The following is a 20,356-nucleotide window of genomic DNA, read 5'->3' as shown; positions in this document are numbered from 1 at the left end:
AGGGGATGCGCCGTTGCGCGATTCCTGTCGTCACATGGAGGGAACGATGAACAAGTCCGATCTGATCGCTGAGGTCGCCGAGACTTCCGGCCTGACGAAGCTCGACGCGGCCAAGGCGGTCGACGCGACCTTCGACGCCGTGATCGCCGCTCTGAAGAAGGGCGATGAGGTTCGCCTCGTCGGTTTCGGCACGTTCGCCGTCGTGAAGCGCGCCGCCGGCGTCGGCCGCAACCTGCGCACCGGCGAAACGATCAAGATCCCCGAGTCCAAGACGCCGAAGTTCAAGGCCGGTCAGGCCCTGAAGGACGCCGTCAACGCGTGATGCGCCCGACGGCGCCGCGCTCCTCAGGATGCGCGGTCGCCGGGGACGTCAGACGTTTACGACTTGCGCGAACGGCCGCTTCCGAAGACAAGGGAGCGGCGTTCGTCGTTCTGGAGCCGGGCGGTTAGCTCAGCTGGTAGAGCATCTCGTTTACACCGAGAGGGTCGGCGGTTCGAGCCCGTCACCGCCCACCACGCTCCGGACTGACGCCCCTCATGACAGGGGCGTCCCGACTTCCGAAAAGCTTCCAGGCGGCCAGGATCGGCGGGCGCTCGCGCGCTCGCCTCAGGATGGCGACGCGCGGTCCTGCGCCAGTTCGGCGATCGCCCGCAGATGGCGCTGCGACACCGGCGCGGTCAGTCCGTTGGAAAGCGTGAGCCGCCCGGCGCGGCCCGAACGTTCAAAGCTCTCGATGGCGGCCGCCGCGACCCACCACGAGCGATGGGCCTGCGCGCCGGGCGTCGGGCCGAGCTCCCTCATGGCGTCGCCAAGCCGCATCAGGACGAGGCTGGAGCCCCGGCTTGTGTGCACGCGCACATAATGGTCCTCCATTTCGAGGCAGACGATCGGGCCGCGGAGGTCCGGCGGCAGCCGGGCCAGCAGAGTGCTCGCCGCCGGCGGCGCCGCGACGGTCGCGTCGCCGCCCGCGACGGCCGGCGGAGGCAGGGCGCGCATCGTCCCGCCTGCGCCCCCGTCATATCCGGCGACAGCCGTGCGCGGCGCTCCGAGAATCCCGTCCGACAGAATGACAACGCCGAGGCATATCAGCGCGATCTGCCCGTACATTTCGATCAGCTCCGGGACGCTCGCCTCCCATCCGACCAACGCGGTGGTCGCAGGCGCCACCACCGCCAACATCGGCGCAGACGCGACGGCGACGAGACAGATTCGCCGAATCCAGACCCCGGCGCTCCGATAAGCGTCGATGTTTCGGAGCGCCTGCTCGACCAGCGCCGCCACGATGAACCAGCACGCCAGCAGGCCGGTCCAGTAGCCGAGCTTCGACAGGAAGTCCGGCTCGTCGGTGGTGAAAGGGCCGATATAGGCGAAGACGAGCCCAAGGCCCAAGGCCACGCCCAGTTCGCCGACGCGCTGGCGTAGCCAGGGCTCGGCCTGAAAATTCGCGAAATCACGCATCGCGGACCTGCTTCCCCTCAAAATTCAGAGCACGTCACGAAGCATTTGGCGCAATGGCGAAGGCGCGCTCGCAGTGTCCCCGCGCGCCGGCCATGGCTGTCTCATCGCGCCGGTCCGTTCGGCAGCGGGAGAGACGTGGACATGAAGCAAATCCGGACGAGATTGGGCATAGCGGCGATTCTGGCCGTTATCGAGGCGACGTCGGCCCATGGCGCCGATCTTTCCGACGAGGCCGCTGCCCCGCCCGTGTCCACCCCCGACGAGCGGGTGTTCTCGGCGTTCGTCGCGGCCGGCGTCGGCTTCGCGCCCGAATACGAGGGCGCCGATTCCTACGACGTCGTTCCGTTCGCGATCGCCAACGTGAAATGGCGCGGCGTCGAGCTGCAGGTCCGTGGCCCGCAAGCCCGGATCGACGTGCTGGCCGACAGCCCCTGGGACATCGGTCCGATCGTTGGCTACCGCGGCAAGCGCGACGACGACGTGAGCGGCCCGGTCAGGCGTCTCGACGAGGTCGACGCGGCCATCGAGGCCGGCGGGTTCATCGGCTACCGCTTCGGCGGCCGCGCGGACGGTCAGGGCGAGATCGGCGTGGAGGCGTCGTTCCTGCAGGACGTCTCGAACGCCCATGACGGTTTCACCATTACGGCGGGCGTGTCCTACGCCGCGCTGAGATGGGGGCCGCTCTACGCCAATGTCGACGTGGAGACGACCTACGCCAGCGAGGATTTCAACCGCGCCTATTTCGGCGTGACCCGGCCCGGATCGGTCGCCTCCGGGCTTCGCGCCTACCGCCCGGACGCCGGCTTCAAGGACGTGAGCGGGGGGCTGACCGTCGGCTACCAGTTCAACGAGCGGTGGGGCGCGCTCGCCCGGGCGGGCGTAACGCGTTACGTCGGCGACGCCGCGGACAGCCCGGTGGTCAGGGACGGGTCGGAGACCACGGGCATGTTCGGCCTCGCGCTGTCCTACCGCTACTGAGCCGCATCAAGCCCGTGCGGACGGGTCGGGCATGCCCGACCGGCCTGGCGGGCGAAGCGATCGGGCCGTCGCGCGTCGCCATATGCGTCCCCCATCGGCGCGCGCCGAATCCGGGCTCCGACGGCCGCCGATCGAAACGGCGGTCGTCGGCAGGCTTACGTGACGACGCCGCGGCCGCGCGCCGCGGAAACGCTCCGGCGCGTCCGGCGTTTCGACAGGGGAAGCGCGGGGAGGGCGGCATGCGGGGACGATCCGGAGAGAAGACGAGACGAGGTCCGCCCATCGATCCCCTTATCGTCGTCGCGGCGGCGATGGCGGTCGCGGCCCTGGCGCTTGGCGCAGCCCCGCGTCAGGGCGGGAACGCGGCGGAGCCTTTCCGAAACGTGTCCGCCTCCGCGCGCGGACGCGACGCCCGCGCCCCCCAGGATTTTCCAGTCCGCGGCTGGCGCGACATCGCGCTGCGTCTCTACGGCCAGATCGCGGAGGATCGCCTGCTGGCGGTCGCCGCCGGCGTCACGTTCTACGCGCTGCTCGCGATCTTCCCCGCGCTGGTCGCCCTCGTTTCGCTCTACGGCCTCACGGCCGACCTTTCCACGCTCGACGCCCATCTCGCGACGCTCCAGGGCGTCGTGCCGCGCGCGGGTCTCGACATCGTGCGCGATCAGGTCGCGCGCATCGTGACGAAGAGCGACGGGGCGCTTGGCTTCGCCTTCGCCTTCGGTCTCGGGGCGGCGCTGTGGAGCGCCAACGCCGGCATGAAGGCGATGTTCGACGCCCTCAACGTCGTCTACGAGGAGAAGGAGAGGCGGTCCTTCGTCGTCCTCAACCTCACCTCGCTCGCCTTCACCTTCGGCGGCATCCTGTTCGTGCTGATCGCGTTCAACGCGGTGGTGGTGCTGCCGATCGCGCTCGAGTTCGTCGGGCTCGGCGGGCGCGCGGAAGCGCTGCTGCAATTCGGACGCTGGCCGGTGCTGTTCGTAGGAGTGCTTGCGGCGCTGACGCTGCTCTACCGTTTCGGTCCGAGCCGCCGGCCGCCGAAATGGCGATGGGCGGCGCCGGGCTCCGTGCTCGCGGGGGCGCTCTGGGTCGGCGGCTCGCTCGCGTTCTCCTGGTACGCGGAGAACCTCGCGACCTACAACGAGACCTATGGCTCGCTGGGCGCCGCGATCGGCTTCATGACCTGGATTTGGATGTCGGCCGCCGTCGTCCTGCTCGGCGGCGAGCTGAACGCGGAGATGGAGCACCAGACCAGGATCGACTCCACCGTTGGCGCGCCCCGGCCGCTCGGACTGCGCGGCGCGGCCATGGCCGATCAGGTCGCGCCTTAAGCGCTGTCTCAGCCGCCGTCATAGGCCTGGCGCAGCGCGGCGATGTCTATTTTCGTCATCGGCAGCATCGCCTGCATCACGCGGGCGGACCGTTCTGCGTCGGGATCGGCGACCCAGGCCCCGATCTCCGCCGCATTGACCTGCCACGTCACGCCGAAGCGATCCGTGATCCAGCCGCAGGACTGCGGCGTTCCGCCGTCCGAGAGCTTGTCCCAGAGCGCGTCCAGCTCGGTCTGGCTCGAGCAGCCGATGAACAGCGAGATCGCGCCGGTGAATCTGAAATGCGGGCCGCCGTTGATCGCCGTGAAGCTCTGGCCGGCGATCTCGAACCCGATCGCCATCACCTCGCCGGCGCGGCCGGGGCCGTCCGCTCCATAGCGCGCGACGCTGGTGACGCGGCCGTCGTCGAACAGCGACACGTAGAAGGCGACCGCCTTCTCCGCGTTCCAGTCGAACCAGAGGTTCGGGATGATCTTCTGCGTCGGAACATGCATGGCGTTCGCTCCCTGGGTCCGGCCTGTCGGCCGCTTTGAACCAAGGACGATCGGACACGCCCGATCCCGACATCCCCTCCCGGCGCGTCGGTCAGGCCTTGCGCGCGCGCGCCTTGGGGATGGGGGCCGCAGCCGCGACCGCGCCGAACTCGGCGACGACCACATATTTTGACCAGAAGGGCTTTGACGGATCGGCCGGGTTCTCGCGCTCCGGCACCCAGAGGACGTTGACGACGCGCCCCCCGCGCTCCGCGACGTCGTTGAGCTTGCTGTTCAATCCTTCGACGGAGTCTTTTGTTATGAGAGTCTCATACTGAAGCATCAAGGCGTTCTCCACCGCGCCTTCTGAATGGGCGCACGTATTGTTCGAACGATTATACGGAGACGCGCGGAGGTTGGAAGCGGTCTCGCCGGGGTCAGGACGCGGCGGCGGACGAAAAAAGCCCGGCCGCTCCCCTGACGGCCGGGCTTGCTTCGCACGTTCGGAGGGAGAGGGGCGGGAATCCGTTCCGACGCCTTTCGGCGGGGGATCCAAATGCGAAGCATGAGGACATTAGGACGCCGCCCCTGAACGCAATCCGGACGGCGCGTTCATCGGCCGTTCATTCCAAAGCGACGGTCGCGCGCGGCCGCGCGTCAGCTTAAGCTGCGGCAGCGAAACCGAGGCAGCGCGCCGATGAGCTTGGGCCGGTTCCCTTCGCAGCTGCGCTACCGCCTCGGGGCGACCGCCGTCGTCCTGGCCGCCGTCGCGGCGCTCGTGGCGCTGGCGTCGCGCGCGCTTGCGCAACCGTTCCTGCTGGCTGACTTCCCGCCGATGAAGGCCGAAGTCGCGGTGGCGACGCTCGCGGCCTGCGTCGCGTGGTTCGCCTTCCGCTCGGGCTCGCGTCTGCTGCGCGGATCGGGCGTCGCACTGGCCGGCGTGGTGGCGGCGATCGCGCTCTTCACGCTCCTCGATCCCATCCTGCGCCTCGACGCGGCCATCGGCGATCGCTCCCAGACCCCGCCGATCGCGACCGCCGTCGCGCTGTTCTGTCTCGCGGGCGTCCTCGCCCTCACAGGCTCGGTCAGGGCGGCCGCCGTCGACGCGCGGCAGGTGCTGCGGCTCGTCGGTCTCGCCACGGCCCTGTTCACGCTGCTGCTCTACATGGCGGAGCCCTCGACGATCAGGGTGGTTCGGGGTTTCGAGACCTTCTCCGTCGACAGCGCAGCGGCGTTCTCGCTGCTGTTCCTCGCGAGCGGCGCCGACCGCGCGGCCACCAGCCTGCGCTGGCAGATCGCTCATCTCGGCATGGTGGCGATCGCGCCGCTCGCCGCGCTCACCGTCCATTTCGCCGGTTCGGAGCGCGAGATCGCGCTGCGGGGCGCGGAGGAGCGGCTGGAAAGCGCGGCCAGACTCGGTGCCGAACGGCTCGATGCTGTGGTCGAGGACGCCCGCCGGCTGCTGCTATTCCTCGCCCGCTCGCCCGACGTGCTGCGCGCTGGCCCGTCGTGCCTCGATCGTCTTGCCTCGTTCTCGACCCTCAACACCAGCCTGAGCGCTCTCTATGTCGTGAACAGGAGAGGGATCGTCACCTGTTCGAACGTTAGGGGCGTCGCGGGCCTGAACATCGCCGACCGGGACTATGTCCGCGACGCCCTGTCGTCGCAGGCGTTCACGGTCAGCGGTCTGTTCGTGTCTCGTCTGAAGAATATGCCGCGCATCGCGGTGGTCACGCCGCTCCTGGTCGAAGCGCGCGAACCCGTCCTGCTCGCGGCGGTGCTCGATCTCGCCTCGTTCGGCGACCCGTTGCGCAACCTCGCGGCGGAGTTCGATCCGCGCGCGACGCTGACGCTGGTCGACCGCCGCGGCATGATCATCGCACGCCATCCGCAGGGACATGCGGCGGGCGCGAGCGCCGTCGACGAGCCCTTCGTGGCGAGGGCGTTGTCGGATCCCGGCTCCACGTTCGAGGCCGTCGAGATCGACGCGCGCTCGACGGTGTTCGCGTCCCGGCGCGTTCTCGCCGACCAGGGCGCCCTGATCGTCGGCCTGCCGAAACGCAATGTCGTCGCGCCGGTCGACAAGCGCATGAACCAGCGGCTCGCGCTGATCGGGCTCGTTCTGGTCGCTTCGGTGGGGCTCGGCACCCTTGGAGGCGAGGCGCTGGCGCTGCGGCCGCTGCGGAGGCTGACGGCCTACGCCCGCAAGCTTCAGGACGGAGATCTCGGCGCGCGGCCGCAGGTCAGCGCGCGCGGCGAGGTGGGCGCGCTCAGCCGCGCGCTCGGCGTGATGGCGGCGGCGGTGGAGGACCGAGAGCGCCGTCTCGCCGGCGCGGAGGCGCTGTTCCGCGGCCTGTTCGATCACTCGCCCGACTGCAAGGCGGTGCTCCGGGTCGACCCCGACGGGGCGTTCCGGGTCGAGACCTGGAACGCCGCCGCCCACCGCGCGACGGGGCTCACGCCCGACGACGTCGTCGGCCGCACGCCGACGGAAGTGTTTCCCGGCCCGCGCGGCGACCTGATTGAGCGCGACCTCGCGCGGACGCTGGAGCTCGGGCAGGTGTCCCGCATCGAGCGCGAGCCGACCGTCAACGGCGTCCCGCAAACTTATGAGATGGTTCAGGTGCCGCTTCGAGGCGCCGACGGCCGGATCGAGCGCATCTTCATCTCCGCCCACGACATCTCCGACCGGAAGCGCGTCGATCGCCTGAAGAACGAGTTCGTGTCCACCGTCAGCCATGAGCTGCGCACGCCGCTCACGTCGATCGCCGGCTCGCTCGGCCTGCTCGCGGGCGGGGTGGCGGGACCGCTGGGCGACAAGGCGAGCCACCTGATCGCGATCGCGCATTCCAACAGCCTGCGGCTGGTCCGGCTGATCAACGACATTCTCGACATCGAGAAGATCGAGGCCGGCCGCATGGCGTTCGATCTGATGGAGATCGACCTGATCGAGATCGTGGAGCAGGCGGTCCGGGGCCTGCGCGCCTATGCCGACGAGTTCGAAGTGGTCATCGACGTCGCGCATGACGAAACCGATCTCGTCGTGCGCGGCGACGCCGACCGCCTGAACCAAGTGGTGACCAACCTCGTCTCGAACGCGATCAAGTTCTCGCCGCGCGGCGGGACGGTGGAGGTGGCGGTGAGCGCCGAGGAGGATGTGGCCACGATCGCCGTCCGCGACCGCGGCGCGGGCATACCCGAAGCCTTCCGGCCGCGCCTGTTCAGCAAGTTCGCCCAGGCGGACGGCTCCGACAGCCGCCGCAAGGGCGGCACCGGGCTTGGCCTCGCGATCGTCAAGGAGATCGTCGAGCGTCACGCCGGCGCCGTGTCCTACGGCACGGAGCTTGGCGTCGGCACCGAGTTCCGCGTCCGGCTGCCGCGGTTCCGTCGGCGCGACGTCGCCCCGCCGATGTTCGCCTCGGGCGAGGCGCTGCCGCGGGTGATGATCTGCGAGGACGACGTGTTCATCGCGGCGCTGCTGTCCGAGCTGCTGCGCGACGCCGGCTTCGACAGCCTCGCCGTGGGAACCGTGCGCGCCGCGCTGAAGGCGGCCGAGACCGAGCAGATCGACGCCATCCTTGTGGACCTCAACCTGCCGGACGGCGACGGCATCAGCCTGATCCGCGACCTGCAGGCGGCTCCGCGCACCCGCGACATCCCGATCGTGGTCGTCTCCGCCCAGGCCGGCCGGGGACGGGCCGACGCGCGCGCCTCGGCGCTCGACGTCGTCGCCTGGCTTGAAAAACCCGTCGACGCGCGACGGCTCGCGGCGGTGCTGCGCGCCCGGCTCGGCGTCCGCGAGCCCCGGCCGCGCGTCCTTCACGTCGAGGACGACGCCGACCTGCGCAAGGTGGTGGCTGCGGCCATCGGCTCGATAGCGGACGTGGTGTCGGTCGGAAGCTTCGACGACGCGGAGCGGGAACTGGCCCGAGGCGCGTTCCAGCTCGCCATCGTCGACATGACGCTCGACGACGGTTCGGGGCTCGATCTTCTGGCGACGCTGGAAACGCGCCGGCCGCACGCGATTCCGACGATCATCTTTTCCGCCGACGACATCGATCGCGACGTCGCCGCCCGCGTCGAAGCGGCGCTGACGAAGTCACGGACGTCGCTGTCGGTGCTGGTCGAGACCGTACGGCGCCTGGTCGCCGAACGCCGCCGGGTCGTCACGCTCTGACGGAAGCCCGGAGCGTGACCGTCCGCGCCGGTCGAGTCGGAGCGAGCTTATCCGGTTGGGCGGGTGGGCCGCTCGCCGTCAGCGGGATTTCCGGAGCGCCGAGCTGGCTGCGTCCACGGCCTTTCCGGCCGTCTTCTGCAGCTTGCCTTCGGTCTCTTCGGCCTTCCCTTCGGCCTGCAGCCCGACGTCGCCGATCGCGCGGCCGACCGCGGCCTTGCCCTTGCCGACAGTCTCCTTGACCGCGCCCTTGATGGTGTTGGTGTTGACCATGACGATCCCCGATTTGCGTTGGTTGGGAAGTGCCTCGCCCGCCGTCAGCGCAGCAGGCGCCCGAGCACGAGGCCGGTGAACAGCGCGGCCCCTGCGGCTGCGAGAGGGTTCTCGCGGATCGCGTCCGACAGCGACGTCGATCGCCGAAGCGCGGGAGCCCGTGTCGAAGAGGTGGAGCGGGCGGAGTCGCGGACCGCCGAAACGCCCTCGTCCGCGGCGTCCTCAATGACGCGCGCCGTCTCCGCGCCTGCGCTTCGCGCGCCGCGGGCGGCCTTGCGCGCCACGTCGGCCGTGGCTTCGGCGGCTTCGGTTGCTTTCGAATCGGCCATCGAGCGAGTTCCTTCCTGTCCGTCGCCGAAACGCGCCGCAATCTGCGCGACGAGCCCCGGCGTCATCACTGCGTGCCCCATGAACGCCGGGTTCGGCCCTGGGTTCCCTCGGGACGAGCCCCTGTCGCCGCGGGGCGGCGCCGTTCCGCGCGAAGGATGTGGGAAAAGGCGGCTCATGCCTGCTTGCGGAGCGAAACGCGGCCTCGTATAAGGGCCGCCGTCGGCCACGGAGTGTAGCGCAGCCTGGTAGCGCACCTCGTTCGGGACGAGGGGGTCGCAGGTTCGAATCCTGCCACTCCGACCAACCTTTTCAATGGGTTGGGGGTCGACAAAGAACGTCGCGGCCATGAGCCTGGCGACGTTTCACGTCGCGGGACGCCCGCGGCTTTGTTCTTTCCCAGACAAGAACGCTCCGCCGTCCGGTCCAGCACGACCGGCGAGGGGACGCGAACGCGCCCGGTTCGTTCCGCCTCTTTGATCGGCTGTGACGCGCCGCCAGCGCAACCGTGTGCAGAACGCCTGCGAAGGCGTTCATCTCAGTGGGCGGTATTCGAGTATTTGTTTTTAACAATTATAATTAGGGGGCTTTCACAAGAATTTTTGGCGCGTCTCGTCGTCGTGAATACTTTCCTCTCCCTGGCTTATTGCGCCATGGGTCCGCGACGCCGCATATAACACTTGCAGATGCGGGTTTTGTCGCGCGGCTCCACGGAATATTTCCGTCCGCGCGCACGGGGGAACTATCTTATGACTACTTTGGCTGCGGGCCCTTCCGGGGCGCCGTCGGGCGACTCTGCGCCGGCGTCTTCGGGCGGGACTGAAACCCTGCGCAACACGCTCGGCCTTCTGCCGATGATCGCGCTGTCGGCCGCCCTCGCGACGCCGGCTTTCGGCCAGCAGGCCGCTCCGCCGGCCGCAGACGGCGCCCACACCGCGCTCGACGAGATTTCGGTGATCGGGCAGGGCGGCGCCGGCGAGGGTTACAAGACCGAGACGCTGTCGTCGGCCAAGGCCACGGCTCCGCTTCTCGACACGCCGCAGACGGTCACGGTCGTGCCGCGGCAGGTCATCGAAGAGCGCGGCTCGCGCACGCTGACCGAAGTGCTGCGCAACACGCCGGGCATCAGCTTCGACGCCGGCGAGAACGGCTTCGGCACCTCCACCAATAACTTCACGCTCCGTGGTTTCGACACGAGCGGCAGCGTCTATGTGGACGGCGCGCGCGATTCCGGCAGCTACGCCCGCGACACCTTCAACGTCGACCGCGTCGAGGTCATCAAGGGTCCCGCCGCCGACAACGGCCGCGGCGGCCTCGGCGGCTACGTCAACATCGTGACCAAGGCGCCGACGCTCGACACCTTCGCGCGCGGCGACGCCAGCCTGAGCTTCGATCAGTACGGCACCGATCCGCTGAAACGCGCGACCATCGACGTCAACCGCGCGATCTCCGAGACCGTCGCCATCCGGCTGAACGCCATGGGCGAGCATGGCGGCGTGATGGGCCGGGATGTGGCCGAGAGCCGCGCCTTCGGCATCGCGCCCTCGATCAGCTTCGGCCTCGGCACCGCGACCCGAGCGACCCTGTCCTACGAGCACCAGCAGCGGAACGACATCCCGGACTGGGGCGTGCCGGGCGCCACCATCAAGGGGCTCGACACCCACCAGTCGAACGCCCGCGCCCGGCGCGACAGGTTCTATGGGCTGTCTTCGGATTTCGACGACTCCCAGGCCGACAGCGCGATCGCGCGTTTCGAACATGACCTGACCGACGGAATCACCGTCAGCAACCAGACGCGCTGGGCGCGGGTGGACCGCAGGTCCCGCTACACGCACGCGCTCGGCTATCGGCCCGACGACCAGCATGTCACGACGCAGACGCAGTTCTACGACCGTGTGAACGAGTCGCTGTCGAACCAGACCAACCTGCAGGCGAAGTTCGACACCGGCGCGTTCCGCCACACCGTGTCCACGGGCGTGGAAGTCACACGCGAGACCTCGAAGGCGGACCGTTTCGCCAGCATCGACGGCCGGGCTATCCCGGTCGGCAACCCGAACCCGGATCGCGACCCGTTCGACGACAGCGAAGATAGCCTAAGGTTCAGCCCGAACGCCGCGAGCGACGTGAAGATCACCACGGTCGCGGCCTATCTCTACGACACCGTCGACTTGAACGAGCAGTGGCAGATCACGGGCGGCGTGCGCGTCGAACGCTACAAGCTCGACCTGGACGACATCAACCTGATCAACCCCGCGGCCGGGTTCAACTACGACGAGACCAAGACCACGCTCAACGGCAAGATCGGTTTGGTCTACAAGCCGGTGCGGGAGGGCAGCCTCTACGCCTCGTTCGGCACGACGGCGCTGCCGCCCGGCTCGTTCCTGTCGAACCCGGACATCTCCCGCACCGGCGCCAACGGCTTCCCCGGCTTCGTGCCCGGCGCCAAGACCGTGCGCGGCTACAACTACGAGATCGGCGCAAAGTGGGACTTCTTCGGCGGCGCGCTCTCGACCACCGCGGCGGCGTTCCACACCGAGAAGCATAACGCGCCGATTACGGGCGCTGACGTCGTCGGTGGTCCGGTCGAGCTGAAAGGTTATGGCAAGCAGATCGTGCAGGGCGTCGAGATCGGCGTGGCGGGCAAGATCACCGAGGCCTGGAGCGTGTTCGGCGGCGCCACGTTGCTGCGCAGCGAGCGCAAGCACAGCGCCTATCTCGACCGCGTGCGCAATAACGCGAATACGGGCGACTACGGCGACTACACCCGCACCGACGGCGACCGGCTGGCCTTCACGCCCAACTTCTCGGCGACGCTCTGGAGCACCTACGACGTGACGCAGAAGTTCACGGTCGGCGCCGGCGTGCAGTATTCGGGCTCGTCCTATCTCGGACGGCCGGACGACGCGCTGCGCATCATCCCGAACGGGCGTTACGGCAAGCTGCCGAGCTACTTCCTCGCCAACGCCATGCTGGGCTACAAGGCCACCGAGAACATCGACGTCCGCTTCAACGTGGACAACGTGTTCGGCGAGAAATACGCCGTCACCACCAACTGGAACGGGTCGCGCGCGACGCTCGGCGCCCCGCGGGTGTTCCGCGTAAGCTCGAGCTTCAAGTTCTGACGCCGTCCGAACTCAGGCGACGAGGCGCGGGCCTGGTCCACCCCTCGTCGCCACCGATCGCGGGAACACGATGCTCGTCTCCATCCCTGACGTCCTGACGCCGGACGAGGTCGCGCATATCCGGGAGGCGCTGGAGACGGGCGACTGGGCCGATGGACGCGCCACGGCGGGCGGGCAGGCCGCCGCCGTCAAGCGCAACCTGCAGGCGGCGGGAGATTCGCCCGTCACGCAGCGGCTCGGGCAGATCGTCCTGCAGGCGCTCGCCCGCAACGCGCGCTTCACCACCGCGGCCCTGCCGCTGCAGGTGACGCCGCCGATGTTCAACCGCTACGATCCCGGCATGACCTTCGGCGCGCATGTGGACGGGGCGATCCGCACGACGCCGGGAACCGGCGCGCGCATCCGCGCCGACGTGTCGTCGACGCTGTTCCTCACGCCGCCGGAGGATTACGACGGCGGCGAGCTCACGATCCGCGACACCTATGGCGAACACGCCGTCAAGCTGCCGGCGGGCCATCTCGTGGTCTATCCCTCAACCAGCCTGCACGCCGTCACGCCGGTGACGCGCGGCAGCCGCTGGGCGGCTGTGTTCTGGACCCAGTCGATGGTGAAAGACGACTGGCGTCGCACGATGCTCTACGATCTCGATATGTCGATCGTGAGCGTCCGCGAGCGTCTCGCGGACGACGATCCGGCCGTGGTCGGCCTCATGGCGCACTACCACAACCTGCTGCGGTCGTGGTGCGAGGTCTGACCTGCGCGCCGCGCGTCGTCGCGGGGCGGCGATGAGCGCGGGGCCGGCCGTGCCGCCGGACGTGGCGTCGCTCGCCGATTACGAGCGCCACGCGAAGGCGCTGCTGCCGCCGGACGTGTGGGCCTACGTCGCCGGAGCGGGCGCCGACGGGCTGACCCAGCGCTGGAACCGCGAGGCCTTCGACGCCCGCGCGCTCGCCGGCCGCGCGCTCGTCGACATGGCGGGCGCGACCACCGCCGCCACCCTGTTCGGCGCCGAGATGCCGTTCCCGATCATGCTCGCGCCGGTCGCGCGGCAGACGCTGGCGCATCCCGACGGCGAGCGCGCCACGGCGCTCGGCGCCGGCGCCCTCGGCGCGTGGATGACGCTGAGCGTGCTGTCGAGCGCCGCGGTCGAGGAGGTCGCCGCCGCGGCCCGTGCGCCGCTCTGGCTCCAGCTCTACATGCAGGGCGACCGGGACTGGACGCTCGGGCTGCTGCGGCGGGCGGAGGCCTGCGGCTGCCGCGCGATCGTGCTGACGGTGGACGCCGCCGTCAGCGGGGTGCGCAACGATGAGCAGCGCGCCGGTTTCCGGGCCGAACGGATCGACGCCGTGCATCTGCACGGCGCGCCGATGGCGCGCTCCAGCGCCGGGCCCGGCGAGAGCCCGGTGTTCAAGGGGCTGCTCGACGGCGCGCCGACCTGGGCGGACGTCGACTGGCTCCGTGCGCAAACGGCGCTCCCGCTGCTGCTGAAAGGCGTCGTCCATCCCGACGACGCCGAGCGCGCCCTCGACCGCGGCGTCGACGGGATCGTGGTCTCGAACCATGGAGGGCGGACGCTCGACACTCTGCCCGCGAGCCTTCACGCGCTGGAGCGGATGGCGGAGCGCGTTGGCGGCCGGGCCCCGCTGCTGCTCGACGGCGGGGTGCGAAGAGGCACCGATGTGCTGAAGGCGCTCGCCTGCGGCGCGAGCGCGGTGATGGTCGGCCAGCCGCAGATCCACGCGCTCGCCGTCGCGGGCGCCGTGGGCGTGGCCCACATGCTGGCGATCCTGCGCGCCGAGTTCGAGGTCGCGATGGCGCTGACAGGCCGCCGCGCGGTCTCCGAGATCACGCGCGACACGCTCTGGTGAGCTTTTCCGCTCAGCCCGCGAGGTCGAGCGGCGGCAGCCGGCGCGAGAGGCGGTCGGCGATCACGGAGACCACATGCTCCGCGTCGCGGCCGACGGCGCCGAAGCGTCCCGAGCCCCAGGTGTTGAGCCACGGCAGGCCGATGAAGGACACGCCTTCCGCCCCCGTCACGCCGCGCTTGTGGACCGGCCGTCCGGCGCCGTTGAACACCGGAACGTCGAGCCAGCGGAAGTCCGGCGTGAAGCCGATGCACCACACCACCGAGGCGACGCCCGATGCGGCGAGGTCGAGCGTTCCGCGCTCGGCGGGCGGCGTCCACACCGGCTCGTAGACCGAAGGCGGCGGCGCCTCGACGCCGGTCTCCGCGATATGCCGGTCGATCGCGGCGTTGATGCCGTTGTAGGTGCGGTCGGCAAAGTCGAGGCTTTCGGCGAGGTTCTCCCGGAAGCGCAGGACGCCGTCGTCGTAATCCTCCAGCACGCCGTAGAGCTCCATGCCTTCGTTCGCGAAGCGCCGGAGGTCGATGTCGCGGCCGCCGTCGCGGCCGGTGACGTAATGGTTGGTGTTGTCGCGCACGCCCTCGCGCAGCGGGTGCTTCTCCACCGTCATCTCGTAGTAGCCCATGTCCGCGAGCCAGGTGACGACGTCGCGGCCGCGGTAGAACCGGGCGCAGCGCGGAGCGGGCCCGACCGCGAGATGCACCTTGCGGCCCGCGAGGTGCAGGTCTTCCGCGATCTGCGCGCCCGACTGCCCGGAACCGACGACCAGCACGGCCCCCTCCGGAAGCTGTCCGGCGTTGCGGTACTGCTCGGAGTGGATCTGCGCGATCGATTTCGGCAGTTTCTCCGCCATGCGTGGGATGATCGGGGTGTGGTAGCCGCCGGAGGCGACGACGACTTCGTCGGCGGTGAAATCGCCGGCGGAGGTCGCGACGGAGAAGCCGCCTTCGGGACGGCGCGCGACCCGCGTCACCGACACGCCCTCGCGGATCGGCGGGTCCACCTTCTCCACGAAGCGGCGGACATAGGCGACGATCTCGTCCTTCACCATGAAGCCGTCCGGGTCCGGCCCGTCATAGGGATGGCCGGGCAGGTCGCACTGCCAGTTCGGGGTGACGAGGCAGAAGTTGTCCCAGCGCCGCGTCTCCCACACATGGGCGGCGGTCTTCGCCTCGAACACCAGATGATCGATCTTGCGCTGCTTCAGCCAGTAGCTGACGGAAAGGCCCGCCTGGCCGCCGCCGACGACGACCACGCTGTGATGCGGAATGGCGCTCATCGTGGTGCTCCCCGGCTCACTCTTCGAAGGACAGGACGGCGACGCGCGCGTCGGCGGTCGCGGAGAAACGGCGCGCCTGGGTTTCGATGCGCGCGAGCTGCTCGAGCGCGCTCGAGCAGGCGAAGCCGTACTTCGCCCGAACCCGTTCGCTCGCGATGTTCAGCGCGGTCCGCGACCGCTCGAGAAAATCGCCGACGGGATAGCTCTCGCCCGCGGCCATGTGCTCGCGAATGACGAGCGAGGGCGAGTAACAGCTCTCGGTGGCCCCGTCCGGCCAGCGGACGGTGAAGCGCATCTCAGGCATGGGCGGCCTCCTTCGGCAGGGCGGCGTAGACATCGAGGTGGGCGCGGGCGACGGCGCTCCAGCCCATCCGGGCGGCGGCGACCGGACCGCGCTTCGCAAGGCGGGAGCGCGTCGGTTCGGCGAGAGCGATCATCAGCGCGTCGGCGATCGAGCCGGGCTTGAGCGGATCGCACCAGGCGACGTCGCCGTCCTCGAAATGCTCGGTGAAGGGCGCGAGCCGCGACACGACCGCGGGGACGCCGCTCGCGAGCGCCTCCAGCGCGACGAGGCCAAAGCCCTCGCGCAGCGACGGGAACGCCAGCGCGTCGGCGAGCCGGTACAAGGCCGGCATGTCGGCGTCGGGCAGGGGGCCGGTCACGATCACGTCGCCGTCGGCCAGACCCGCGGCGGCGAGCTCGATGTCGAAGCCGGCGCGGTAGGCGTCGTGGTCGAGCAGCGAGGCGCCGCCCGCGATCACGAGCTGGGCGCGGTCGTGCATGCGCCGGACCTGGAGGAACGCCGCCAGGATGCGGCGCGTGTTCTTGCGTTCCTCGACGCCGCCGACGCTCAGGATCACCGGGCCGCCGCCGAGGCCGAGGCGCGCGGCGAGTGCCGCCTCCCGGCCGTCCGGCTCCGGGCGGAAGCGCTGGCCGTCGACGCCGTTTCCGACGATCGTGGCGGCGAGGCCGAACCGTTCCTGCACCACGCTCCGCCACATCTCGCTCACTGTGAAGGCCGCGTCGGCGGCGGAGACGGAGCGGCTCTGCAGGGCGTCGAGCCTCGGATCGGCGAAGGGATCGAGATGGTGCACGGTGCGCGCGAAGGCCGGGATCAGCCCGGCGGCCTTGAGGTCGGCCAGCGCGTTGCCGGAGATGCCGTCCTGCGCGTGGAACACGTCGAAACGGCGCGCCGCCGGACGTTCGAAATGCCGGCGGTAGTCGGCGATGCGGGCGAGCACCATGTCGGTCACCCCGCCCTCGACCCGCGTCGCGGGCACGGAGACGGTTTCGAACGTCGTCGTGCGGAAGAAGCCGCGGCCGTCGGGGTCCGGCGCGTGCGCCACCGGCTCGTGGCCGAGCGCCGCGAGCGCCGTGGCGAGTTCGAGGGCGTGCACCACGCCGCCGCGCGGATTGACCGAATGGCACAGCAGCGCCACGCGCAAGGGCCGGGGCGCGCTCATGCCGCCGCCTGCGCCGGAGCGCAGCCGAGAAGCGGGGATTGCGTCAGGTCCCAGACCGTCGCGCGCTCGTCGCCGTCGGCGATCTCCACCAGGCCGCCGGCTGTGACCGAGCCCACGTCGGCCGCCGCGATCCCACGCGCGGCGAAGCGCGCGACGACGGCGCCGACGTTCTCCGCGGACGCCGCGAGCAGGAAGCCGAAGCTCGGGAAGCTCCGGAGCCAGCGCGCGAGCGGAGCCTCCGGGGGGCGAGGCGCCGCCGCGACCTCGACCCGCACGCCCACGCCGGAGCATTCGGCCAGCATCGCCGCGGTGCCGACGAGGCCGGCCTGGCTGATGTCCTTCGCCGCCCGGGCGAGGCCGGCCTCCGCGATTTCGGCCAGCAGCGCCAGATCGCCCCGTAGACGCTCCGGCGGCGCGTCGGTCGCGGCCTCCCAGTTGTCGAACGGCTCGCGGTAGCGGCCGCGCAGGTCAATCGCCGCGATCAGCCGGTCGCCGGGCCGCGCGTCGAAGCTCGTCAGCAGCGCCTTCGCGCGACCGAGCACGGCGACCGAGAGCTGGCCGCGGTCGCAGGCGAGATTGGTGTGTCCGCCCACGATCGGGACGCCATAAGCCGCCGCCGCCGCCTTCAGCCCCGCGAGCACCGGCGCAGCGTCGGCCTCGCCCGCGGCCCACAGCGCGTCGACCACGGCGACGGCGCGTCCGCCCATGGCGGCGACGTCGGACAGGTTCACCATCACGCCGCACCAGCCGGCGAACCACGGGTCCTTCTCCACGAAGGCGTTCATGAAGCCCTCGATCGCGAACAGGAGGAAACCGTCGGCGTCGGGGATCGCGGCGCAATCGTCGCCGACCGGCACGGCGGAGGCGCCGGAGAGGCCGAGCCGCCCCGCCGCGCGGGCGATGTCGGCCTTGGCGGCGAGCCCTGCGCCGTCACGCAGCGCGGCGGCGAGGGTTTCGAGCGCGGTCACGCCGCCCTCCGCGCCGGGGCGTAGAAGCCGGTCTCAGGCGTCGTGAAGGGCGGATAGAAGGCGAGGTCGGCCTCCATCTTCAGGTGCGGGCGTCCATGAAGTTCCACCTCATCGAGAACGGACCAGCGTAAGCGCTGGAAAAGCGGGCCGTTCTGGCTCTGGACGTGGGCGAAGAAGCGCGTGCAGCCGCGGGCGCGGGCGGAGGACACCGCGAGCCGGATCAGCGCCGCGCCGAGCGCGCCGACGCGGCGGTGGCCGGCCGCGACGGCGAGGCGGGAGCCCCACCAGACGTCCGGCGCCTCCTCGTGGATGCGCACGGTGCCGACCACCGCGTCATGGGCGACCGCGAGCGACGACACCGCGACCAGCGGGATCGCGCGATCATCGACGGCGTCGCGATCGTCCCTCTCGAACACCTTCTGCTCGTCGCAGAACACGGCGCGGCGAAGCTCGGCCGCGCCGCGCCGCTCCCAGGCGCCGACGGCCCACTTGATCTGGTAGCCCGCGGGGACGAACGGCCTTACCGGCTCGAAGAGCATGGCGACGCCCCCCGTTCGTAGGTGGCGAGCGAGGAGCAGGCGCCGCATTTCGCGCATCCAGCCTTCACATCCACCGCGCGCAGGCCGTTCGCGATCAGCATGCCGGCAAGCGGGCGCAGGATGGAGGCCATGAAGGCCGGCGACGGCGTCGGGTGGCTTTCGAGCGGCGTGCCTGAGATCGGCGTGAACGGCACCACGAAGGGGTAGACGCCGAGCGCGGTCAGCCGCTCGCAGACGTCGAGCACCTCTTCGGGCGTGTCGCCGAGGCCCGCGAGGATGTAGGTCGAGACCTGACCCCGCCCGAACACGGGGACGGCGGCGGCGAAGGCTTCGAAGTAGCGCTCGACCGAGACCGTCGCCTTGCCCGGCATGATGCGCCGGCGCACCGGCTCCGACACGGCCTCGAGATGCATGCCGAGCGCGTCCGCGCCCGCGTCGCGCATGCGCCCGAACCAGGCGTCGTCCTCCGGCGGCTCGCACTGCACCTGGATCGGCAGGTTCACGCGGGCCTTCACGCCTGCGGCGCTCTCGCTAAGCACCGCGGCGCCGCGGTCGGGGCCCTTCGGGGTGCCGGTGGTCATCACCATGTGGCGCACGCCGTCGAGCCGGACGGCGGCTTCCGCCACCTCGGCGAGCTGCGCCGGCGTTTTGTGGGCGATGGTGCGCCCGGCCGCGAGCGACTGGCCGATCGAGCAGAACTGGCAGGTCTTCGTCCGGCTCTGGTAACGGATGCAGGTCTGCAGCACCGTGGTCGCCAGCACGTCGCGGCCGTGCAGCGTCGCGATGTGGCTGTAGGGCACGCCGTCGGCGGTCTTCAGCCCGTAGAACTTCGGCGCGAGCGGGAACGAGGCCTCGGCGACGACGGCGCCGTCGCGGGTGATGCGGCTGCGGCCGAAGGCGTCCGGCTTCTCGACCAGATAGGGGCTGTCGAAGGCCGGCGCTGTGTGCACCGGCGCCATCACGGTCATGCCGTCGATGGTGATGGCCTTGTGGTCCGAGGGGCCTGCGCCGCCGCGGCGGCTCTGGGCGCCCGCGCTAGGATCGACGAGCCGGACCCCGAAGGACTGCAACTCGTTGATCAGCTCCTCGGTCGGCAGCGTCGGCTTCGGCTTGGTCGGCATCGGCGTCATCGGATGCGCTCCAGGAGGGAAGGTCGGCGGACCGGCGGACCGGGCCTGCGGGTCGGTCGTCGAGGACGAGGCTCAGCAGCTCCGGTCGGGCGTAGTGGCCGACGCTGTCCATCATCCGCTTGCGCTTCAGCACGAGCGCCATGTCGAGATCGGCGATCAGAAGACCTTCGCCGGAGGTGAGCGGCGGCGCGAGATGCGCGCCCTCGGGCGACACGATCGCGGTCATGCAGCCGCCGGTGAGCGCCTTGCGCAGCTTCTCGTCCGGGGCGATGCGCTCGCGCTGCGCATCCGTCAGCCAGCCGGTGGCGTTGACGACGAAGCAGCCGCTCTCCAGCGCGTGGTGACGGATCGTCACCTCCATCTGGTCGGCGAAGATCTGGCCGACCATGGAGCCCGGAAACTGCGCGGCGTGGATCTCCTCGTGGTCCGCCATCAGGGCGTAGCGGGCCAGCGGGTTGTAGTGCTCCCAGCACGCTAGCGCCCCGACACGGCCGACGGCGGTGTCGACGGCGCGCAGGCCGGAGCCGTCGCCCTGACCCCAGATCATCCGCTCGTGATAGGTCGGCGTGATCTTGCGGCGCTTGAGCTTCAGCGTCCCGTCGGCGTCGAAGATCAGCTGGGCGTTGTAGAGCGAGCCGTGGTCGCGCTCGTTTATTCCGAGCACGACGACCAGGCCGCGCCGCCGCGCCGCCGCGGCGACCGCGTCGGTCACGGGGCCGGGGACCGACGGCGCGTGCTCGTAGAGCCTGAGGTGCTCCGCGCCGGTGACGACCGGCGGATGCACGAAGGAGAAGTACGGGTACCAGGGCACGAAGGTCTCGGGGAACACCACGAGGTTCGCGCCCTTCGACGCCGCCTCGTCCAGCGCGTTCAGCACACGCGTCAGCGTGCCGGCGCAGTCGTCGAGATCCGGCGCGATCTGTACGGCCGCGGCCCGGACGATGCGTTTCTCGCTCATCGCCATGTCTCCCTGGCCGT

19 protein-coding genes and 2 tRNA genes are annotated in these 20,356 nt (G+C 70.4%); 9 read left to right on the top strand and 12 right to left on the bottom strand.

Annotated features, from left to right (window positions below):
- Nucleotides 1-46: 46 nt before the first annotated feature.
- Complete coding sequence (locus ACFSCV_RS03045) at nt 47-322, top strand: HU family DNA-binding protein (protein WP_271201684.1); 276 nt, start codon at nt 47-49, stop codon at nt 320-322.
- 118 nt (nt 323-440) lie between these two features.
- Nucleotides 441-516: transfer RNA gene (locus ACFSCV_RS03040), tRNA-Val, on the top strand.
- Between the two features lie 91 nt (nt 517-607).
- On the opposite strand, the gene ACFSCV_RS03035 is transcribed toward ACFSCV_RS03040, so the two are convergent.
- Nucleotides 608-1,459, bottom strand: a complete 852-nt coding sequence (locus ACFSCV_RS03035) for a LytTR family DNA-binding domain-containing protein (protein WP_378796895.1) — start codon at nt 1,457-1,459, stop codon at nt 608-610.
- 246 nt (nt 1,460-1,705) lie between these two features.
- Between ACFSCV_RS03035 and ACFSCV_RS03030 the strand changes: the two genes are divergently transcribed.
- Nucleotides 1,706-2,437 (top strand): MipA/OmpV family protein, encoded by a 732-nt coding sequence (locus ACFSCV_RS03030; protein WP_378796893.1) that lies wholly within the window; start codon nt 1,706-1,708, stop codon nt 2,435-2,437.
- A 383-nt stretch (nt 2,438-2,820) separates the two neighbouring features.
- Nucleotides 2,821-3,765 carry a YihY/virulence factor BrkB family protein gene (locus ACFSCV_RS03025; protein WP_378796891.1) on the top strand — a complete coding sequence of 315 codons (945 nt, stop codon included), beginning with the start codon at nt 2,821-2,823 and terminating at the stop codon, nt 3,763-3,765.
- Nucleotides 3,766-3,773: 8 nt separating this feature from the next.
- On the opposite strand, the gene ACFSCV_RS03020 is transcribed toward ACFSCV_RS03025, so the two are convergent.
- Both ACFSCV_RS03020 and ACFSCV_RS03015 read right to left on the bottom strand, forming a co-directional pair.
- Nucleotides 3,774-4,259 (bottom strand): VOC family protein, encoded by a 486-nt coding sequence (locus tag ACFSCV_RS03020; protein WP_378796889.1) that lies wholly within the window; start codon nt 4,257-4,259, stop codon nt 3,774-3,776.
- A 91-nt stretch (nt 4,260-4,350) separates the two neighbouring features.
- Entirely contained in the window at nt 4,351-4,536 is a 186-nt protein-coding gene (locus ACFSCV_RS03015) for a hypothetical protein (protein WP_378796887.1), read from the bottom strand.
- A gap of 399 nt (nt 4,537-4,935) precedes the next feature.
- Between ACFSCV_RS03015 and ACFSCV_RS03010 the strand changes: the two genes are divergently transcribed.
- Nucleotides 4,936-8,415, top strand: a complete 3,480-nt coding sequence (locus ACFSCV_RS03010; protein ID WP_378796885.1) for an ATP-binding protein — start codon at nt 4,936-4,938, stop codon at nt 8,413-8,415.
- A 78-nt stretch (nt 8,416-8,493) separates the two neighbouring features.
- On the opposite strand, the gene ACFSCV_RS03005 is transcribed toward ACFSCV_RS03010, so the two are convergent.
- Nucleotides 8,494-8,685 carry a CsbD family protein gene (locus tag ACFSCV_RS03005; RefSeq protein WP_378796883.1) on the bottom strand — a complete coding sequence of 64 codons (192 nt, stop codon included), beginning with the start codon at nt 8,683-8,685 and terminating at the stop codon, nt 8,494-8,496.
- Nucleotides 8,686-8,729: 44 nt separating this feature from the next.
- The gene (locus tag ACFSCV_RS03000) at nt 8,730-9,014 is read right to left on the bottom strand and encodes a hypothetical protein (RefSeq protein ID WP_378796881.1); all 285 of its coding nucleotides are present in this window, start codon (nt 9,012-9,014) and stop codon (nt 8,730-8,732) included.
- A gap of 227 nt (nt 9,015-9,241) precedes the next feature.
- On the opposite strand from ACFSCV_RS03000, the gene ACFSCV_RS02995 reads away from it, so the two are divergent.
- From ACFSCV_RS02995 to ACFSCV_RS02980, 4 genes are all read left to right on the top strand, one after another.
- Nucleotides 9,242-9,318 (top strand) — tRNA-Pro (locus tag ACFSCV_RS02995).
- 443 nt (nt 9,319-9,761) lie between these two features.
- Nucleotides 9,762-12,134, top strand: coding sequence for a TonB-dependent receptor (locus tag ACFSCV_RS02990; protein ID WP_378796879.1), 2,373 nt, complete (start codon nt 9,762-9,764; stop codon nt 12,132-12,134).
- 70 nt (nt 12,135-12,204) lie between these two features.
- Nucleotides 12,205-12,888, top strand: coding sequence for a Fe2+-dependent dioxygenase (locus ACFSCV_RS02985; RefSeq protein ID WP_378796877.1), 684 nt, complete (start codon nt 12,205-12,207; stop codon nt 12,886-12,888).
- Nucleotides 12,889-12,919: 31 nt separating this feature from the next.
- Nucleotides 12,920-14,002: an alpha-hydroxy acid oxidase gene (locus ACFSCV_RS02980; RefSeq protein ID WP_378796875.1), complete on the top strand. Its 1,083-nt coding sequence runs from the start codon at nt 12,920-12,922 to the stop codon at nt 14,000-14,002.
- A 10-nt stretch (nt 14,003-14,012) separates the two neighbouring features.
- Here the strand turns inward: ACFSCV_RS02980 and ACFSCV_RS02975 are convergent, their stop codons facing one another.
- From ACFSCV_RS02975 to ACFSCV_RS02945, 7 genes are read right to left on the bottom strand one after another with little or no spacing between them, the layout of a single operon-like run.
- Entirely contained in the window at nt 14,013-15,278 is a 1,266-nt protein-coding gene (locus ACFSCV_RS02975) for an MSMEG_0569 family flavin-dependent oxidoreductase (RefSeq protein WP_378796873.1), read from the bottom strand.
- A gap of 16 nt (nt 15,279-15,294) precedes the next feature.
- Nucleotides 15,295-15,582: an MSMEG_0570 family nitrogen starvation response protein gene (locus ACFSCV_RS02970; protein WP_378796871.1), complete on the bottom strand. Its 288-nt coding sequence runs from the start codon at nt 15,580-15,582 to the stop codon at nt 15,295-15,297.
- Entirely contained in the window at nt 15,575-16,741 is a 1,167-nt protein-coding gene (locus tag ACFSCV_RS02965) for an MSMEG_0565 family glycosyltransferase (protein ID WP_378796869.1), read from the bottom strand. Before ACFSCV_RS02965 ends, ACFSCV_RS02970 begins: the two co-directional genes overlap by 8 nt.
- Nucleotides 16,738-17,709, bottom strand: coding sequence for a sll0787 family AIR synthase-like protein (locus ACFSCV_RS02960; RefSeq protein WP_378796867.1), 972 nt, complete (start codon nt 17,707-17,709; stop codon nt 16,738-16,740). The genes ACFSCV_RS02965 and ACFSCV_RS02960 overlap by 4 nt, the downstream gene beginning before the upstream one ends.
- Nucleotides 17,706-18,248, bottom strand: a complete 543-nt coding sequence (locus ACFSCV_RS02955) for an MSMEG_0567/Sll0786 family nitrogen starvation N-acetyltransferase (protein ID WP_378796865.1) — start codon at nt 18,246-18,248, stop codon at nt 17,706-17,708. Before ACFSCV_RS02955 ends, ACFSCV_RS02960 begins: the two co-directional genes overlap by 4 nt.
- On the bottom strand, nt 18,230-19,378 hold the full coding sequence (locus tag ACFSCV_RS02950) for an MSMEG_0568 family radical SAM protein (protein WP_378796863.1): 1,149 nt from the start codon (nt 19,376-19,378) through the stop codon (nt 18,230-18,232). The genes ACFSCV_RS02955 and ACFSCV_RS02950 overlap by 19 nt, the downstream gene beginning before the upstream one ends.
- Nucleotides 19,284-20,336, bottom strand: coding sequence for a Nit6803 family nitrilase (locus tag ACFSCV_RS02945; protein WP_378796861.1), 1,053 nt, complete (start codon nt 20,334-20,336; stop codon nt 19,284-19,286). Before ACFSCV_RS02945 ends, ACFSCV_RS02950 begins: the two co-directional genes overlap by 95 nt.
- Nucleotides 20,337-20,356: the final 20 nt, after the last annotated feature.

Origin of the sequence: Methylopila henanensis, assembly GCF_042681025.1 — a bacterium.
Lineage (GTDB): Bacteria > Pseudomonadota > Alphaproteobacteria > Rhizobiales > Methylopilaceae > Methylopila > Methylopila henanensis.
Note: the sequence above shows the minus strand (reverse complement) of the source record. Positions and strands in the feature narration are given on the sequence as shown.

Excerpts from the sequence above, each read along its gene's own strand:
- ACFSCV_RS02955 (WP_378796865.1), bottom strand. The coding sequence starts at position 18,248 with ATGCTCTTCGAGCCGGTAAGGCCGTTCGTCCCCGCGGGCTACCAGATC.
- ACFSCV_RS02985 (WP_378796877.1), top strand. The coding sequence starts at position 12,205 with ATGCTCGTCTCCATCCCTGACGTCCTGACGCCGGACGAGGTCGCGCAT.
- ACFSCV_RS02950 (WP_378796863.1), bottom strand. The coding sequence starts at position 19,378 with ATGACGCCGATGCCGACCAAGCCGAAGCCGACGCTGCCGACCGAGGAG.
- ACFSCV_RS03010 (WP_378796885.1), top strand. The coding sequence starts at position 4,936 with ATGAGCTTGGGCCGGTTCCCTTCGCAGCTGCGCTACCGCCTCGGGGCG.
- ACFSCV_RS02990 (WP_378796879.1), top strand. The coding sequence starts at position 9,762 with ATGACTACTTTGGCTGCGGGCCCTTCCGGGGCGCCGTCGGGCGACTCT.
- ACFSCV_RS03005 (WP_378796883.1), bottom strand. The coding sequence starts at position 8,685 with ATGGTCAACACCAACACCATCAAGGGCGCGGTCAAGGAGACTGTCGGC.
- ACFSCV_RS02970 (WP_378796871.1), bottom strand. The coding sequence starts at position 15,582 with ATGCCTGAGATGCGCTTCACCGTCCGCTGGCCGGACGGGGCCACCGAG.
- ACFSCV_RS03000 (WP_378796881.1), bottom strand. The coding sequence starts at position 9,014 with ATGGCCGATTCGAAAGCAACCGAAGCCGCCGAAGCCACGGCCGACGTG.
- ACFSCV_RS02980 (WP_378796875.1), top strand. The coding sequence starts at position 12,920 with ATGAGCGCGGGGCCGGCCGTGCCGCCGGACGTGGCGTCGCTCGCCGAT.
- ACFSCV_RS03035 (WP_378796895.1), bottom strand. The coding sequence starts at position 1,459 with ATGCGTGATTTCGCGAATTTTCAGGCCGAGCCCTGGCTACGCCAGCGC.
- ACFSCV_RS02975 (WP_378796873.1), bottom strand. The coding sequence starts at position 15,278 with ATGAGCGCCATTCCGCATCACAGCGTGGTCGTCGTCGGCGGCGGCCAG.
- ACFSCV_RS03045 (WP_271201684.1), top strand. The coding sequence starts at position 47 with ATGAACAAGTCCGATCTGATCGCTGAGGTCGCCGAGACTTCCGGCCTG.
- ACFSCV_RS02965 (WP_378796869.1), bottom strand. The coding sequence starts at position 16,741 with ATGAGCGCGCCCCGGCCCTTGCGCGTGGCGCTGCTGTGCCATTCGGTC.
- ACFSCV_RS02945 (WP_378796861.1), bottom strand. The coding sequence starts at position 20,336 with ATGAGCGAGAAACGCATCGTCCGGGCCGCGGCCGTACAGATCGCGCCG.
- ACFSCV_RS03020 (WP_378796889.1), bottom strand. The coding sequence starts at position 4,259 with ATGCATGTTCCGACGCAGAAGATCATCCCGAACCTCTGGTTCGACTGG.